This is a genomic window from Chryseobacterium sp. 2987, from assembly GCF_031456375.1.
Taxonomy (GTDB): domain Bacteria; phylum Bacteroidota; class Bacteroidia; order Flavobacteriales; family Weeksellaceae; genus Chryseobacterium; species Chryseobacterium vaccae.
In genome coordinates this window covers 1,008,045-1,022,066 of record NZ_JAVDUN010000001.1, presented here as the reverse complement: position 1 = coordinate 1,022,066, position 14,022 = coordinate 1,008,045, and the positions used below count along the sequence as shown (strand labels likewise).

The following is a 14,022-nucleotide window of genomic DNA, read 5'->3' as shown; positions in this document are numbered from 1 at the left end:
TATACAAAATCCTCAATAAATGATTATATTTTTTGAGGATTATTATTTTATGTTAAATTGAAGTCAAAATCAAATCTTAGAAAATATAGTCTGTACTTAGAAAATGTGAGTCATGATCTCTAACGATTGTATTGAGTAATTTTTTATTGGAATCGGTAAGCTTTGCGGCTACCAGGGACCTTATTGAAAATGAGCGGAGCGCATCAAAAACAGAAAGCGTTCCTTCTGCACTGTCTTTTCTTCCGGTAAAAGGAAAAACATCCGGTCCACGCTGTGCCTGACAATTGATATTTACCCGGCTCACCAGATTGACAAAAGGATCAATCAGCCTTCCCACTTCTTCCGGATCTTCACTGAAAATACTCACCTGCATCCCATGAGAAGCATTGATCTGATATTCTACAGGTTCTTCAATATCATCAAAAGGAACTACGGGAATTACAGGACCGAACTGCTCTTCATGATAAAGTTTCATACGGCTGTCAACAGGATAAACCACTGCCGGATAGACAAAAGATGCTTCGGTATATCCACCATTCTGATTCAAAACTGCGGCACCTTTCGATAAAGCATCATCAATACATTCCTGAAGGTACGGCGGTTTATTAACTTCCGGAAGGGGTGTAACTTTAACCCCATTTTCCCAGGGAAGACCGGGCTTAAGGGCGGAAACAGCATCACTTAATTTTCGGGTGAACTCTGCAGCCACTTCTTTTTGAACAAAAATAAGTTTCAATGCGGTACACCTTTGTCCGTTAAAAGACAACGCCCCTAAAATACATTCATTCACGGCTACGTCCAAATCAGCATTTTTAGTTACAATAGCAGCATTTTTTGCATCTAAACTCAGAATAGCGCGAAGCCGGTTTACCTTAGGATGCAGTTTTTTCAGCCCATTGGCTACTTTACTGGAGCCGATAAAAGCCAGAACATTTATTTTTCCGCTTTCCATGATTGGAGTAATGATCTCTGAACCTTTTCCGTAAAGGGTATTTACCGTTCCTTTCGGGAAAGCTTCCTTAAATGCATTCAGGAGCGGATAATGAGCCAGCACTCCATGTTTAGGAAGCTTAAACAGGATTGTATTTCCCATGATCAACGCAGGAATCAATGTTGTGAAGATCTCATTTAAAGGATAATTGAAAGGTCCCATACTCAAAACAACCCCCAAAGGAGCTCTTCTGATCTGTGCAATGGTACCTTCTGCCTCCTGGAAGCGTGAAGATTCCCGGTCCAGATCTTTCAGGGCATCAATCGTCTGATTAATATAATCCATCGTTCTGTCGAATTCTTTTGTGGAATCTGCCAAGGTTTTCCCAATCTCCCACATCAGCAGTTTTATGATGAGATCACGCTGCTGGATCATCAGGTAAACAAATTTCTGCATACACTGTATCCGCCCCTCTACAGACATTGTTGGCCATTCACCGAGACCGTTGTCATAGGCTTTAACACAGGCTTCGAGAACTTCCATGGCTTCTGCCGGGCCAATATTGGGAATACTTCCGAGTAATTTCCTTTCCAGGCCATTTTCTGTAGGAATACAAACGGGTGAATAAATATTCTGTACTTCGCCTTTCCACTCTACCAATTCTCCGTTGAGAAGATACACTTTCTGGTGAATCTCAGGAACTTTAAACTCTTCAGGAATTTCACTTTCGTTTTTAAAAATATTTTGAAATGACGGCTTGTTTGCTGAATCCATATCGTTTATTATTTAATATTTTGATTGTTTTCTGAAGAATAAAGGTAGAGGGAAAATTCGGTTTCAGGAATAATGATTTAATAGATTTCCTCTATTTCAAAGCTGTTTGAACGAAAATTAATCCTGCTTACTGAAAAAAAGAATAATTTTGCTGTAAAAATAAATCTCATGTATTCAAAATTAGTTTTCAGTACGTTATTGTTCTTCTCAGCATTTATCTTTGCTCAAAATACCAAAACAGCCAATACCATTTTAATGAGAGGTAAGCCGGTACATACCTATTCTCAATTACCAGCAGTGAATAAAACTGCCCCAAAGTTTACGCTTACGGATGTTGATATGAAAGATCAGACCTTAGATTCTTATAAAGGAAAATATGTAATTCTTAATATTTTCCCAAGTGTAGATACGGGTGTTTGTTCTGCTTCTGTACATCATTTCAATGAAGATGCGGCTAATCTTCCAAATACTGTTGTTCTTTGTATTTCCAAAGATCTGCCTTTCGCCCAGAAAAGGTTTTGCGGTGCGGAAGGAATCAAAAATGTAGTAATGCTTTCTGATTTCCGTTCTGATTTTGGGAAAACATATGGCGTGGAAATCACAGATTCCGCCATGAAGGGGCTTTTAAGCAGAGCGGTTGTTGTTATTGATCCTTCAGGAAAAGTTGTTTATCAGGAACAGGTTGCTGATATTTCCCAGGAACCTAATTATGAAGCGGCTATTAAAGCCGTGAAGAAATAAAAAAAGAAGGGAAACTGAAGAAGGGAGGATGGAAGTTTATTTCGGGCTTTTAATTTCTGACAGTTATCTATATCTTAAACAAAATCTCCGGTAATCAGTACCGGAGATTTTTATTTTCTGAACTGTCTCTTCTTAGTTGTGATCAATACGACTCCATTTTTAGCTTTATCTCCATATAAAGCAGTCGCCTCACTACCTTTTAAAATTTTCATTTCTTTAATTGAGTTTTGATCAAGACTTCTGGTTGATTCATAATCAGATATCTTTCCATTTAATACATATAGAGGTTCAATATCTCTCCGATTAACGACTGTTCCTCCTCCAACCAGCATCCGTTGATGGGCTTTGTTGTCCTTTTGAAATCCCAATAATACCACATCTTTTAACTCCGCTGTTTCTACCGTATCATTTTTTACACTTTGCTGCGCATTTACGGCTATAAGGCCTCCTGCTGTTAAAGCAAAACCCACCGCAAATTTTGCAAAAAGAGCATTGATAGTGGAGTAATGTAAATCCCTGTTGAGCTGTGACGGATTAAAATTTCCGCATATATTTTCTGAAGAATCTGAAAAAACATCCATAATTTCTTCATCTGTAGAAGTTCTGAAATCTCTGACTGTCTTGGAACAAACAGAACAGAACCTTCCCTTTTCATCAGGAGACATATTATTCCAGTTTTCGTGGCAAGGAGTAGGTATGGTGATTTTCATGAGGGTTTCTTTTTATTATAAAGATGCTTTTAAGAGCAAAAAGGTTGGAATGGGATTATTTTTTTATTTAAGAGTATAAAATATTTCTTCAGTAAAGTACGAACAAAATTCCCGCATGGAAGGTTTTATTTTCTGAATTTTCTCTTCTTAGTGGTTACCAGAATAACTCCATTTTTAGCTTTTTCATTTGAAAACATTGCGCTTGCTTTATTTTTATCAAGAACCTTCATTCTCTTTATCATATCAGGATCTATCTTCCTGAGCTCTTCCAGGCTGCTTACTTTCCCATTGAGGAGGCATAATGGCTCTTGATGATTCTGCAGACTCATTGAAGCCCCTCCGATCATTCTTCGCGAAAATAAACTATCTTTTACCACAGGCGCAAAAGCCTTCCCGCTTAAACCAGCTAATTGTGCAGGCAGATCTTTTTGCTGTGCTTCTAAAGAAACAAATCCTCCTGCTGTCAGCATAAAACCCACTGCAAATTTCATAAAAAGAGCATTAACAAAGGAATACCGCAAGTCTCTCCCCAATTGGGTTTCATTAAAATTTCCACATATATTTTTTGAAGAACCAGAGAAAACATCCACAATTTCTTGATCTGAAGCTTTTCTGAAATCTCTGACCGTTTTGGAACAGACTGAGCAGAATCTTCCTTTTTCATCAGGGGTCATGTTATTCCAGTTTTCATGGCAAGGTGTAGGTATGTTGATTTTCATGAGGATGTCTTTTATTATAAAGATGCACTAAAGATGAAAAAGGTTGGAATATCTATTAAAAATAAATAAGAGATTTTTCATTGCCCAATAAAACCTACTATCACTCATATTATTTAAACCATTAAGTAGTTTGAATGATTAATAATAGCCAAGGACTTTGAAGGTTTGTTTCACTATTGTTTTAGAGTTTCGGAGGTGTTGGCGAAGTTGTAGGTTTATAATTGTGGAAAAACATAGTTCCTGTTAAGTTCGTTTTTTTATATTTGGGAATTATAATTAATACTTCACACTAATAAGAATTTAGCAAATATTTATGAATAGATATAATCCAACTGAAAGATTAGGAGTTAATGAAACTGAAAAAATTGTAATTCAAAATCTTGGATGGATATTTCGTGAACAACCAATTGTTGATGTAGGATTAGATGCTATAATTGAAGAAGTGGAAAATGGTGAACCAACAGGAAGATTTATAGCTCTTCAAATTAAAAGTGGTTCAGGAAATTTCTATAAAACTCAAAAAGGATTATCTCATTATGTAACTAATATACATTATAATTATTGGTTAAATCTGAATATACCAATTATTCTTATAGCGTATATTCCAGAAGAGGGAAAAACATATTGGCAAGAAATAACAGAGACTAATTTAAGAAAGAATAAAAAAAGTTGGAAGATTGAAATTCCTTTTAGTCAAGAGTTCAATGAAAAATCAGAAAAGAGACTTGCCAAAATTGTATCCAAAAAAAATGATAAAAGATTTGATATATATCGCGGTAGAGTAGACTCTAATGAAATCACAGACATAATCGAAGATTTAAAATCACTAGGTAATGCAGTAGATTGCCTGAACAATATTACAGCAATAATTGAAAAGCAAACTGACGAAACAATCAATATGGGTGGTAAATTAAAGGAGCTCAGCCAAAAAAATCTGCCTAATGTTATAACTGAAGTTTCAATTTTATACAAAGGAATATCAAGAACTATGAATATAACTACAAAAAGATTAGAAACTGAAGTTGATTTATTTTCACAATTATATTCAGTAGGAATTAATTCTTTTGAAAAATTTTTAATTACTCAATATATTTCTATTTCAAAATTCGAAGAATCTATTGGTGATAGTATAGGACAAACGCCTAACCAAATTTCTTCCATATTATCAGAACATCTAGATTTGAAGAAAACTCTCAAAGGTAATTTTAGGCAACTCCCAAACCAGATTGAATCTGCATTGTCGGAATATATAAACTTGAAAGAAACTCTCAAAAATACACCTACATTTAATTTCTCATTTTTTAAAGAAGCAAAAAATCAACATATTGAAGTGTTAAAATTTTTGATAAATGAATTTGAAGATGCCAAAGAATTGATAAAAAAAATCTTAGAAAAATTATGAACAGAAAAAAACTGCTTCACAGCAGGTTTTTATAAAAGGTTTTTAAAACAAAATCTCATCCATAAAATACTAATCTCCATCACCTCCAATATAATTAAACTCTTGTGTCGAATAATGTAGGAAAAACAATATCAGTAAATCATTCACAGAATCATCGGTCTGAATATGAAAAAAAATTCTAACTTCTCCAGATTTGATGATTCTCTCCTCTTGCAAATCTGTAAAATAAATAACACCTTTAGAATGGTAAAGTTCAACATCGTTCTTTAGAAATCCAACGTTTTTTATGTCATAACTTCTGGAATTCAAAATAATATAATATCCTGAAGAAAAAAACTCATTCGTTTCTACAATTCTTCCAAATCTCTTTTTGGTCTTCTGATGCTAAAACAAACTGCTTTTTAATAGTTAAAGCTTTATATTTTTTCAAATATTTCAAGGTTTAAGTTTTGGTAAAAATAAAAAGAACTTTGCAATACAAATACAGCAAAGTTCTTTTATGATATAAATTTTTGTTTAAATTAAAACAAACTCTCATCTACAAAATTCGGAAGTGTTACTTTTAAGTTCGGTTCTGCTTCCATCGCTCTTTTGATGGCAAAAACAGCGCCTTCATTTCTGGCCCAGCTTCTTCTTGAAATTCCGTTATTGACATCCCAGAACAACATAGATTTCAGCCTTCTGTCAGCATCTGCGCTTCCGTCAAGCAGCATTCCGAAACCTCCGTTGATAACTTCTCCCCAACCTACTCCTCCACCGTTGTGGATAGACACCCAAGTTGCCCCTCGGAAACTGTCTCCGATCACGTTATGGATAGCCATATCTGCGGTAAATCTGGAACCGTCATAAATATTGGACGTCTCTCTGTACGGCGAATCTGTCCCGGAAACATCATGGTGATCTCTTCCCAGTACCACAGGTCCGATTTCTCCTTTATTGATAGCATTGTTGAATGCTTCCGCAATCTTCATTCTTCCTTCTGCATCAGCATACAGGATTCTGGCCTGCGAACCTACCACCAGCTTATTTTCCTGAGCTCCTTTGATCCACTGAATGTTATCTTTCATCTGCTGCTGGATTTCTTCAGGAGAATTTTTAATCATTTCCTCTAAAACAGCGCAGGCAATATTATCGGTCTTCTGAAGATCTTCAGGATTTCCGCTTGCACATACCCAACGGAAAGGCCCGAATCCGTAATCAAAGCACATAGGTCCCATGATATCCTGAACATAGCTTGGATATCTGAATTCTCTTCCCAATGTCGGATGCTCTGCCATTACATCAGCTCCGGCTCTGGAAGCTTCCAGTAAAAAGGCATTTCCGTAATCAAAGAAATACGTTCCTTTTTGAGTGTGTTTATTAATAGCAGCAGCGTGTCTTCTTAATGTCTCCTGAACTTTTTCTCTGAATAATTCAGGATTTTCCGCCATCATGGTATTGGATTCCTCAAAGCTCTGCCCTGCCGGATAATATCCTCCTGCCCAAGGGTTGTGAAGTGAGGTTTGATCTGATCCTATATCAATTCTCAGATCTTCCTGGTCAAATTTTTCCCAAACTTCAACAATATTTCCAAGGTAGGCTAAAGAAACGGTTTCTTTATTCTGTTGAGCCTCTTTTACTCTTTTTACCAGTTCATCAAGGTCTTCATGAATTTCGTTGACCCATTTTTGCTCGTGACGGATTTTTGTAATCTTTGGATTTACTTCGGCACATACTGTAACACAGCCTGCAATATTTCCTGCTTTCGGCTGAGCACCGCTCATTCCTCCTAACCCTGAAGTCACAAAAAGACCTCCTTTTGGTTCTTTATTTATTTTTCTGAATGCATTAAGAACGGTAATGGTTGTTCCGTGAACAATCCCTTGTGGCCCGATATACATATAGCTTCCGGCAGTCATCTGCCCGTATTGGGTAACCCCTAACGCATTGAATTTCTCCCAATCGTCCGGCTTTGAATAATTCGGGATCATCATTCCGTTGGTTACCACCACTCTTGGTGCATCTTTATGTGATGGAAACAGTCCCATCGGATGACCTGAATACATCACCAGTGTCTGCTCATCTGACATTTCCGATAAATATTTCATCGTTAACAGATACTGCGCCCAGTTGGAAAAAACCGCCCCGTTTCCACCATACGTAATAAGTTCGTGAGGGTGCTGCGCCACGGCATAATCCAGATTGTTCTGGATCATCAGCATGATGGCTTTAGCCTGTTCCGATTTTCCGGGATAATCAGCGATGGATCTTGCCTTCATTTCATAATCTGGACGGAAACGGTACATATAAATCCTTCCGTAATCTTCCAGTTCTTTTTTAAATTCCGGAATTAATTCTGCATGAAATTTAGGATCAAAATAACGCAGTGCATTCTTTAATGCCAGCTTTTTTTCCTCTTCGCCCAGAATTTCTTTACGCTTTGGAGCATGGTTGATATTGGTTTCGTAGGGTTTCGGCTGTGGCAGCTGATTTGGAATCCCCTGCTGTATCTGTTCTTGAAATGTCATATTGCTGTTTAAAATTCAACGTTTTGAAGTTTTAAAGATATTCAAATTAGGAAAAATAAGCAACTAATAGGGGGAAAAAGCGAATTTGTTTCTTTTAAAGCAGAGGGCTATACGCAAAATAACACTGTTTCCGGAACATCTTATACTCCAAGATTTTTTTATGTTGCGAATGCTCGAATAATTGTATGGATGTACTCATTGGATTTAAAATAAAAAACCTCACTGAAATTTCAGTAAGGCTGTTCTGTTGCTATTCAATATTTTAAGTTAAGACATCATCATTTTCCTCTTCATGATCATCTGCATTATCACTGAGACTCCAATAATTATTTTCTTCATCTTCAGATCCTATTTCTTCCATTTCATCATCGTCTTCTACTCCGGGAATATCTAATCCTTTATCAATCTTATCATCATCTTCTTCACTGAGGATAGGATTTCCGTCCCCATCCAGCGGAATATGCTTTTGTTTATTGAATATATCTTCATCCGGACTGTAATCCATCTGTTCCAATCTTCTGTCTTGTTCGGTGTTATTATTTTCGGGTGTCATGGTATTGAGTATTTAAGGTTTATAAAAACAGAACAAAAATAATTCCAAGTTGTAGATTTTCTATGAATATACTTCAGGATTTGCACAGTACGGCATTTTTCCTCCTTTTGAAAGAGCAATGATGTTTTCTGCAGCCAGCCTTGCCATTCCGTTTCGGGCTTCAATAGTGGCCGAGCCTATATGAGGCAGCACACAAACTGTTGAAAGTTCCAGAAGAGGATCATCCTGAGACATGGGTTCAGGATTTGTTACATCCAGTCCTGCTCCCCAGATCTGGCCGGAAACAATCGCCTGGTAAAGATCTTCCTGATTGTGAAAACCTCCCCTCGCTGTGTTGATAAAAATAGCACCAGATCTCATCTTCTCAAAAACCGAATGATTAAAAAGGTCTTTCTGTTCAGGGCTAAAACTGGCATGAATACTCAGTACATCTGAATTCATGATCAATTCATCAAAAGAAACATAGTCCGCATTCAGTTCTTTTTCTGCTTCTTCATTCCGGTGGCGGTTATAATAGATAATCTTCATATCAAAGGCTCTCTGTGATTTTTTTGCCATTTCAAAGCCTATTCTTCCCAGACCGAAGATTCCCAATGTCTTTCCGTAGAGTTCCTGCCCCAAAGCATCCATCGGATCAAATGCTCCCCAATTTCCCTCTTTTACTTTCTGAAAATTATATCCTGCTCTTCTGGCCACAGACTGCATCAGCAGGAATGCTGTATCTGACGTGGCTCTGCTTAAAACATCAGGAGTATTTCCAACGGGAATTTTTCTGCGGTCAGCTTCCTGAATATCTACATGATCAAAACCTACCGAGTAAAGTACAATCGCTTTAATATTCGGACATTCTTGAAAAAATGTTTTATCATATCTGAATGTATTTCCTACGTTTAAAACGGCATCTGCATTTCTGCAGTGCCACAGCCATTCTTCATAAGAAAGATCTTCTTTTTCAGGAAATATAATATCTATTCCTTCTCTTTCCAACATGGTGATCCCGATCTCAGGAATTCTTTTATTGATAAAAACTTTCATATTGTCTTTGATTAATGAGCTCCATAAAAAAACCTTACTCCCATAAAAAGTAAGGTTATAACTTTAATATTAAATTAGGTTTAGTTTCGAGTCCAATTTTCATTCCGAAATGAACTTTACACCTTAGAATTGTTGCTAATGATTAGTGTTTCCAAGCATTGGCACAAATTTATAGGCTCCGAATTCTTCTTTTTCAAACTGGGTTGGGCCTACTTTTGTAAATCTGTATAAAACCTGCTCATCTGTAGGACCTAATGGAATCACCATTTTCCCTCCTACTTTTAGCTGTTTCAGTAATTCTGTAGGGAGAACTGATGCTCCACAGGTTACGATGATCTTATCAAAAGGAGCAAAGGTGGGAAGTCCTGCAAATCCATCCCCAAAGCTCTGAAATTTAGGATACAAATGCATTTCTCTAAGTTTCTTCTTTGAAAAATCAAAAAGGTCTTTCTGTCTTTCTACGGTATATACCAACCCTTTCATGGCCAGCAGAACAGCCGTCTGATACCCACAGCCTGTTCCTATTTCCAGAATTTTTTCTCCGGGTTGTACCTGCAGGAGCTCAGACTGCTCCGCTACCGTTGAAGGATGCGAAATGGTCTGTTGGGCAAGAATAGGAAATGCCCGGTCTTCATAGGCAAAATCTTCAAAAATACTTTCAATAAAAAGGTGTCTCGGGACTTCATTCATTGCCGAAAGTACATTTTCATCTGAAATTCCGATCCTTTGTCGGAGATAGTCCACAAGGATCTTTCTTTTTCCTTTATGTACAAACGAATCGTGCGTCATGGGTGGGTATGGATATTAAGGTTTGGGTAATCGTTCCTGCAAAAGTAAAAAAACTATCCATATTGATCAACCTAAAAGCTGCAGAGTATTTCTTAATACCTAAAATTATTATCTTTACAGAAATTAAAAAAGCTATGTTAAAAGCAGGTTTGGTAGGTGCCGGACATCTTGGAAAGATCCATTTAAGACTTCTGAATCAGTCTGATAAGTATGAACTGGTAGGTTTTCATGATAAAGATGTTGAAAACGGAAAGAAAATAGAAGCTGAATTCGGATATAAATATTTTGAAAATTTTGATGAACTTCTGGAGCAGATTGATATGCTGGATATTGTAACTCCAACGGTTTATCACTATGATTATGCATTAAAAGCCATTGAAAAAAAGCTTCATTTTTTCATTGAAAAACCGGTTACCCAAACGCTTGAGCAGGCAGAAGAAATCTTACGTCTGTGTCAGGAAAACGGTATTAAAGCTCAGGTAGGCCATGTGGAACGATACAATCCCGCTTTTATCGCTACTAAAGAATACATCCAAAATCCTATGTTTATTGAAATTCACAGACTTGCTGAATTCAATCCACGCGGGACGGATGTTTCTGTTGTACTGGACCTTATGATTCACGATCTGGATATTTTATTGAGCATGGTAAAATCCAAAGTAAAAAATATTCATGCAAGCGGTGTGTGTGTTGTAAGCAAAACCCCGGATATCGCCAATGCCAGAATTGAGTTTGAAAACGGTTGTGTAGCCAACCTTACGACTTCCAGAATATCTATGAAGGCCATGAGAAAAAGTCGTTTCTTCCAGAAAGATGCGTATATTTCCGTTGATTTCTTAGAGAAAAAAGCTGAAGTAATCCGAATGAAAGATGCTCCGGAAAATCCGACTCCTTTCGATATGATCATTGAAAATGCTGATGGAGAAAAGAATCAGATTTTATTTGAATATCCTAATATTCAGGCAAACAATGCTATTCTGGATGAACTGAACTCTCTTGCATACGCCATTACTGATGGTAAAAACGTAGAAGTTTCTCTGGAAGACGGAACTGAAGCATTAAAAGTAGCTCTTGAAATTGTAAAATTGATTTCCTAATCAGGACGAAACTGATATAACCTTCTTTCAGAAAAAAAAAAATAGATTTTATCAGATAAAATATTAAGCTTATTTTTAAAGCTAAGAAAATGAAAAACTTACTCATTATAACAGGACTTTTCTGCTTTACTTTTTTTTCTGCACAAAAAAGCCCGGCTTACATAGAAATAGGCTATTCCAGCATCTGCTGCGGAACACCTTCCACAGAACCGGTACTGAATTATCTGAAGCAGTTTGAAAAGAAAAACCAGTCTAAAGCTTTTGAAATCCTTATTCAGAGCGGCCTTGGAAGAGAAGGAGAATTCAATTTATACATTAGTATCAGCGGGCTTGGGAAAAAGCAGAAAGATATTTTTATGAGAGGTCTTTCTTCTGTTATATCTTCACAAAATCAGAAAAGAAACCAGAATAGAGACGGAAACGTCAATTTTAATAAGGCGGTAACCGTTTATCAGGACGATCTTATGAACAGAAAAAATTTAACTATCTATAAAAAATAAAAGAAAAATGATCAAAAACATCGTAGTTATCGGGGCAGGAACCATGGGGAATGGTATTGCGCATACTTTTGCACAAAGCGGATTCAAAGTAAATCTGGTAGATGTTTCTCAGGATGCGCTGGACAGAGGCCTGAAAACCATTACGACCAATCTTGACAGAATTATAGCTAAAGGGAACCTTACAGAAGAGCAAAAAGCTGAGACGTTAGGAAACATCAGCACTTTTACTGAACTTAAAAATGCTGTGGGAGCTGCTGACCTTATCGTGGAAGCTGCTACTGAAAATCAGGATCTGAAACTAAAAATTTTCGGACAGATGGACGAATTTGCTCCTGAAAACTGTATTCTGGCTACCAATACTTCATCTATTTCTATTACTAAGATTGCAGCAGCTACAAAAAGAGCTGACAAAGTAATCGGGATGCACTTTATGAACCCGGTGCCTATTATGAAGCTTGTAGAGATCATCAAAGGATATTCTACTTCTAAAGAGACTTTTGATTCTATTTATGAAATGAGCAAAACTTTGGGCAAAGTTCCTGTAGAGGTAAATGATTATCCTGGTTTTGTTGCCAACAGAATCCTGATGCCAATGATCAACGAATCTATCGAAACTCTTTACAACGGAGTGGCAGGTGTAGAAGAAATTGATACGGTGATGAAGCTTGGAATGGCACATCCGATGGGACCTCTTCAACTGGCAGATTTTATCGGACTTGACGTATGCCTTGCTATTCTTAATGTTATGTATGAAGGCTTTAAAAATCCTAAATATGCTCCCAATCCGCTTCTTGTCAACATGGTAATGGCTGGAAAACTTGGGGTAAAATCCGGAGAAGGGTTCTATGATTATTCTGAAAGCAAAAAAGCTGAAAAAGTTTCAAAAATGTTTTTGAAATAAATTCTTCAGGGATTATTTTTTAGCTTAATGAGAATAAAAGAAAAAAATATCCAGATAGCAATGGTCATCATTACGGTAATGATGACCATTTTACGTTTTCTGCTGAATGAAAAAGGAAGGGTAAACCCGGACTCTATCCGCTTTATGAGGTTTGCTCATGTTTTCCCGGTTATTGATAACACCACTACTCCTTTGGGCTATCCGGCAGCCATCAAATTGTTTACTTTTATGGGATTTGATGAGTTCTGGGGAAGCAAAGCGCTGGGTATAACAGCCTTGTTATTTATTGTCTGCTTCTGCTGGGCAAAAGACTTCTATAAAAGAGAAGCCATTATGATGAGTGCTCTGTTCAGTTTTGTTTCGCTTTATGCGTATACCATGAGTGAACCATTCATTCTTCCGTTTGTTTTCCTGTTTCTTTATACCGCCTCACAGATCATTACCGGAAAGCTTGAAAAAGGAAAAGCTGTTTTTTATCTCTCTCTTTCATTAATTGCTCTTTACAACATCCGATACAGTGCCCTGTTTTTTATAGCCGGAACCGGTCTTTTCGGACTATTGTCCCTGAAAAAGAAATATAGCCCGGCATTTATATTATCAGGATTCATCGGTTTAGCATTTGTAATAGCTTACAAATTCCTGTTTATCGATTATTTTAATCAGAATTATGTTAAAACCTTTCTGGAAGTAGGACTCTATCCTACTTCTAAATTACTAAGAGAACTTTTCCAGGGGATTGCTACTTCCTTTAACCCTTTTATTCATATTGCTGATCCGGGTGGAGGCAAAATCAATTATGCTATTTATGGTATCGGAGGTTTAAATATCGTTTTACTGATCTATCTTTTAATAAATAAAAAGTTGTCAGAAACAGAACAGTTCTTTTTAACCATCAGTGTTACGGGAGTTGTATGCTCTTACTTTATCCAGTATTTTTATTCTGTGAATGCAATGGATTACAGAATCATAGGACCATTTCTTGTTCCGCTGTGGCTGGTCTATTTCAACAGGCTATTTGCAATTTTCGGGATGAGAACCTATCTCATCAGCATACTGAGTATCATGACCGGAATGACTTTTACCTGGCTGTCCAAAGGAAATTATCTGGAAAACAGAAAAGCAGTTTCAGAATTTCTGGAAAATGAAAAACTGGATAAGGTTCCTTTACAGTTCTATGTTACGAAAAATGAAGAAGACATGAATAAAATGAAAACAGCAGAACTTGTCAGTACGGTAAATTCCAATGTCACACTCACTTATAAACCTCAGGATACGGTTCGTAAAACTACCTTGACATGGTATAAAGTTTTACAAAAAATTAAAATCGACAAGAATAAATATCAATAATTTTATTATCTTTGAT

13 protein-coding genes are annotated in these 14,022 nt (G+C 36.7%); 6 read left to right on the top strand and 7 right to left on the bottom strand.

Going from position 1 to position 14,022, the window contains the following annotated elements; all coding sequences use genetic code 11:
* Positions 1-76: 76 nt before the first annotated feature.
* Entirely contained in the window at positions 77-1,705 is a 1,629-nt protein-coding gene (locus tag J2Y40_RS04655) for an NADP-dependent glyceraldehyde-3-phosphate dehydrogenase (RefSeq protein WP_309997417.1), read from the bottom strand.
* 168 nt (positions 1,706-1,873) lie between these two features.
* On the opposite strand from J2Y40_RS04655, the gene tpx reads away from it, so the two are divergent.
* Positions 1,874-2,446 (top strand): thiol peroxidase, encoded by a 573-nt coding sequence (gene tpx, locus J2Y40_RS04650; protein WP_153393404.1) that lies wholly within the window; start codon positions 1,874-1,876, stop codon positions 2,444-2,446.
* Between the two features lie 110 nt (positions 2,447-2,556).
* Here tpx and J2Y40_RS04645 read toward each other — a convergent pair whose 3' ends face one another.
* Together J2Y40_RS04645 and J2Y40_RS04640 are read right to left on the bottom strand one after the other, a co-directional pair.
* Positions 2,557-3,156, bottom strand: a complete 600-nt coding sequence (locus tag J2Y40_RS04645; protein ID WP_309997414.1) for a hypothetical protein — start codon at positions 3,154-3,156, stop codon at positions 2,557-2,559.
* Between the two features lie 125 nt (positions 3,157-3,281).
* The gene (locus J2Y40_RS04640; RefSeq protein ID WP_309997412.1) at positions 3,282-3,875 is read right to left on the bottom strand and encodes a hypothetical protein; all 594 of its coding nucleotides are present in this window, start codon (positions 3,873-3,875) and stop codon (positions 3,282-3,284) included.
* 313 nt (positions 3,876-4,188) lie between these two features.
* On the opposite strand from J2Y40_RS04640, the gene J2Y40_RS04635 reads away from it, so the two are divergent.
* A complete protein-coding gene (locus J2Y40_RS04635; protein WP_309997410.1) occupies positions 4,189-5,277 on the top strand; it encodes a DUF4365 domain-containing protein in 1,089 nt (362 codons plus the stop codon).
* 521 nt (positions 5,278-5,798) lie between these two features.
* Here the strand turns inward: J2Y40_RS04635 and J2Y40_RS04630 are convergent.
* The 4 genes from J2Y40_RS04630 to J2Y40_RS04615 form a co-directional block, all read right to left on the bottom strand.
* A complete protein-coding gene (locus tag J2Y40_RS04630) occupies positions 5,799-7,784 on the bottom strand; it encodes a urocanate hydratase (RefSeq protein WP_309997408.1) in 1,986 nt (661 codons plus the stop codon).
* 262 nt (positions 7,785-8,046) lie between these two features.
* A complete protein-coding gene (locus J2Y40_RS04625; protein WP_309997407.1) occupies positions 8,047-8,337 on the bottom strand; it encodes a hypothetical protein in 291 nt (96 codons plus the stop codon).
* 60 nt (positions 8,338-8,397) lie between these two features.
* Positions 8,398-9,372: a D-glycerate dehydrogenase gene (locus J2Y40_RS04620; protein ID WP_153393429.1), complete on the bottom strand. Its 975-nt coding sequence runs from the start codon at positions 9,370-9,372 to the stop codon at positions 8,398-8,400.
* A gap of 135 nt (positions 9,373-9,507) precedes the next feature.
* Complete coding sequence (locus tag J2Y40_RS04615; protein ID WP_153393432.1) at positions 9,508-10,161, bottom strand: protein-L-isoaspartate(D-aspartate) O-methyltransferase; 654 nt, start codon at positions 10,159-10,161, stop codon at positions 9,508-9,510.
* Between the two features lie 134 nt (positions 10,162-10,295).
* Between J2Y40_RS04615 and J2Y40_RS04610 the strand changes: the two genes are divergently transcribed.
* From J2Y40_RS04610 to J2Y40_RS04595, 4 genes are all read left to right on the top strand, one after another.
* Entirely contained in the window at positions 10,296-11,258 is a 963-nt protein-coding gene (locus J2Y40_RS04610; protein ID WP_153399805.1) for a Gfo/Idh/MocA family protein, read from the top strand.
* An 89-nt stretch (positions 11,259-11,347) separates the two neighbouring features.
* Positions 11,348-11,758, top strand: a complete 411-nt coding sequence (locus tag J2Y40_RS04605) for a hypothetical protein (RefSeq protein ID WP_309997403.1) — start codon at positions 11,348-11,350, stop codon at positions 11,756-11,758.
* Positions 11,759-11,768: 10 nt separating this feature from the next.
* Complete coding sequence (locus J2Y40_RS04600; RefSeq protein ID WP_185152042.1) at positions 11,769-12,659, top strand: 3-hydroxybutyryl-CoA dehydrogenase; 891 nt, start codon at positions 11,769-11,771, stop codon at positions 12,657-12,659.
* A 27-nt stretch (positions 12,660-12,686) separates the two neighbouring features.
* On the top strand, positions 12,687-14,006 hold the full coding sequence (locus J2Y40_RS04595; protein WP_309997401.1) for a hypothetical protein: 1,320 nt from the start codon (positions 12,687-12,689) through the stop codon (positions 14,004-14,006).
* Positions 14,007-14,022: the final 16 nt, after the last annotated feature.

Coding starts and splice junctions, on each gene's coding strand:
- J2Y40_RS04655 (WP_309997417.1), bottom strand. CDS start 1,705: ATGGATTCAGCAAACAAGCCGTCATTTCAAAATATTTTTAAAAACGAA.
- tpx (WP_153393404.1), top strand. CDS start 1,874: ATGTATTCAAAATTAGTTTTCAGTACGTTATTGTTCTTCTCAGCATTT.
- J2Y40_RS04645 (WP_309997414.1), bottom strand. CDS start 3,156: ATGAAAATCACCATACCTACTCCTTGCCACGAAAACTGGAATAATATG.
- J2Y40_RS04640 (WP_309997412.1), bottom strand. CDS start 3,875: ATGAAAATCAACATACCTACACCTTGCCATGAAAACTGGAATAACATG.
- J2Y40_RS04635 (WP_309997410.1), top strand. CDS start 4,189: ATGAATAGATATAATCCAACTGAAAGATTAGGAGTTAATGAAACTGAA.
- J2Y40_RS04630 (WP_309997408.1), bottom strand. CDS start 7,784: ATGACATTTCAAGAACAGATACAGCAGGGGATTCCAAATCAGCTGCCA.
- J2Y40_RS04625 (WP_309997407.1), bottom strand. CDS start 8,337: ATGACACCCGAAAATAATAACACCGAACAAGACAGAAGATTGGAACAG.
- J2Y40_RS04620 (WP_153393429.1), bottom strand. CDS start 9,372: ATGAAAGTTTTTATCAATAAAAGAATTCCTGAGATCGGGATCACCATG.
- J2Y40_RS04615 (WP_153393432.1), bottom strand. CDS start 10,161: ATGACGCACGATTCGTTTGTACATAAAGGAAAAAGAAAGATCCTTGTG.
- J2Y40_RS04610 (WP_153399805.1), top strand. CDS start 10,296: ATGTTAAAAGCAGGTTTGGTAGGTGCCGGACATCTTGGAAAGATCCAT.
- J2Y40_RS04605 (WP_309997403.1), top strand. CDS start 11,348: ATGAAAAACTTACTCATTATAACAGGACTTTTCTGCTTTACTTTTTTT.
- J2Y40_RS04595 (WP_309997401.1), top strand. CDS start 12,687: ATGAGAATAAAAGAAAAAAATATCCAGATAGCAATGGTCATCATTACG.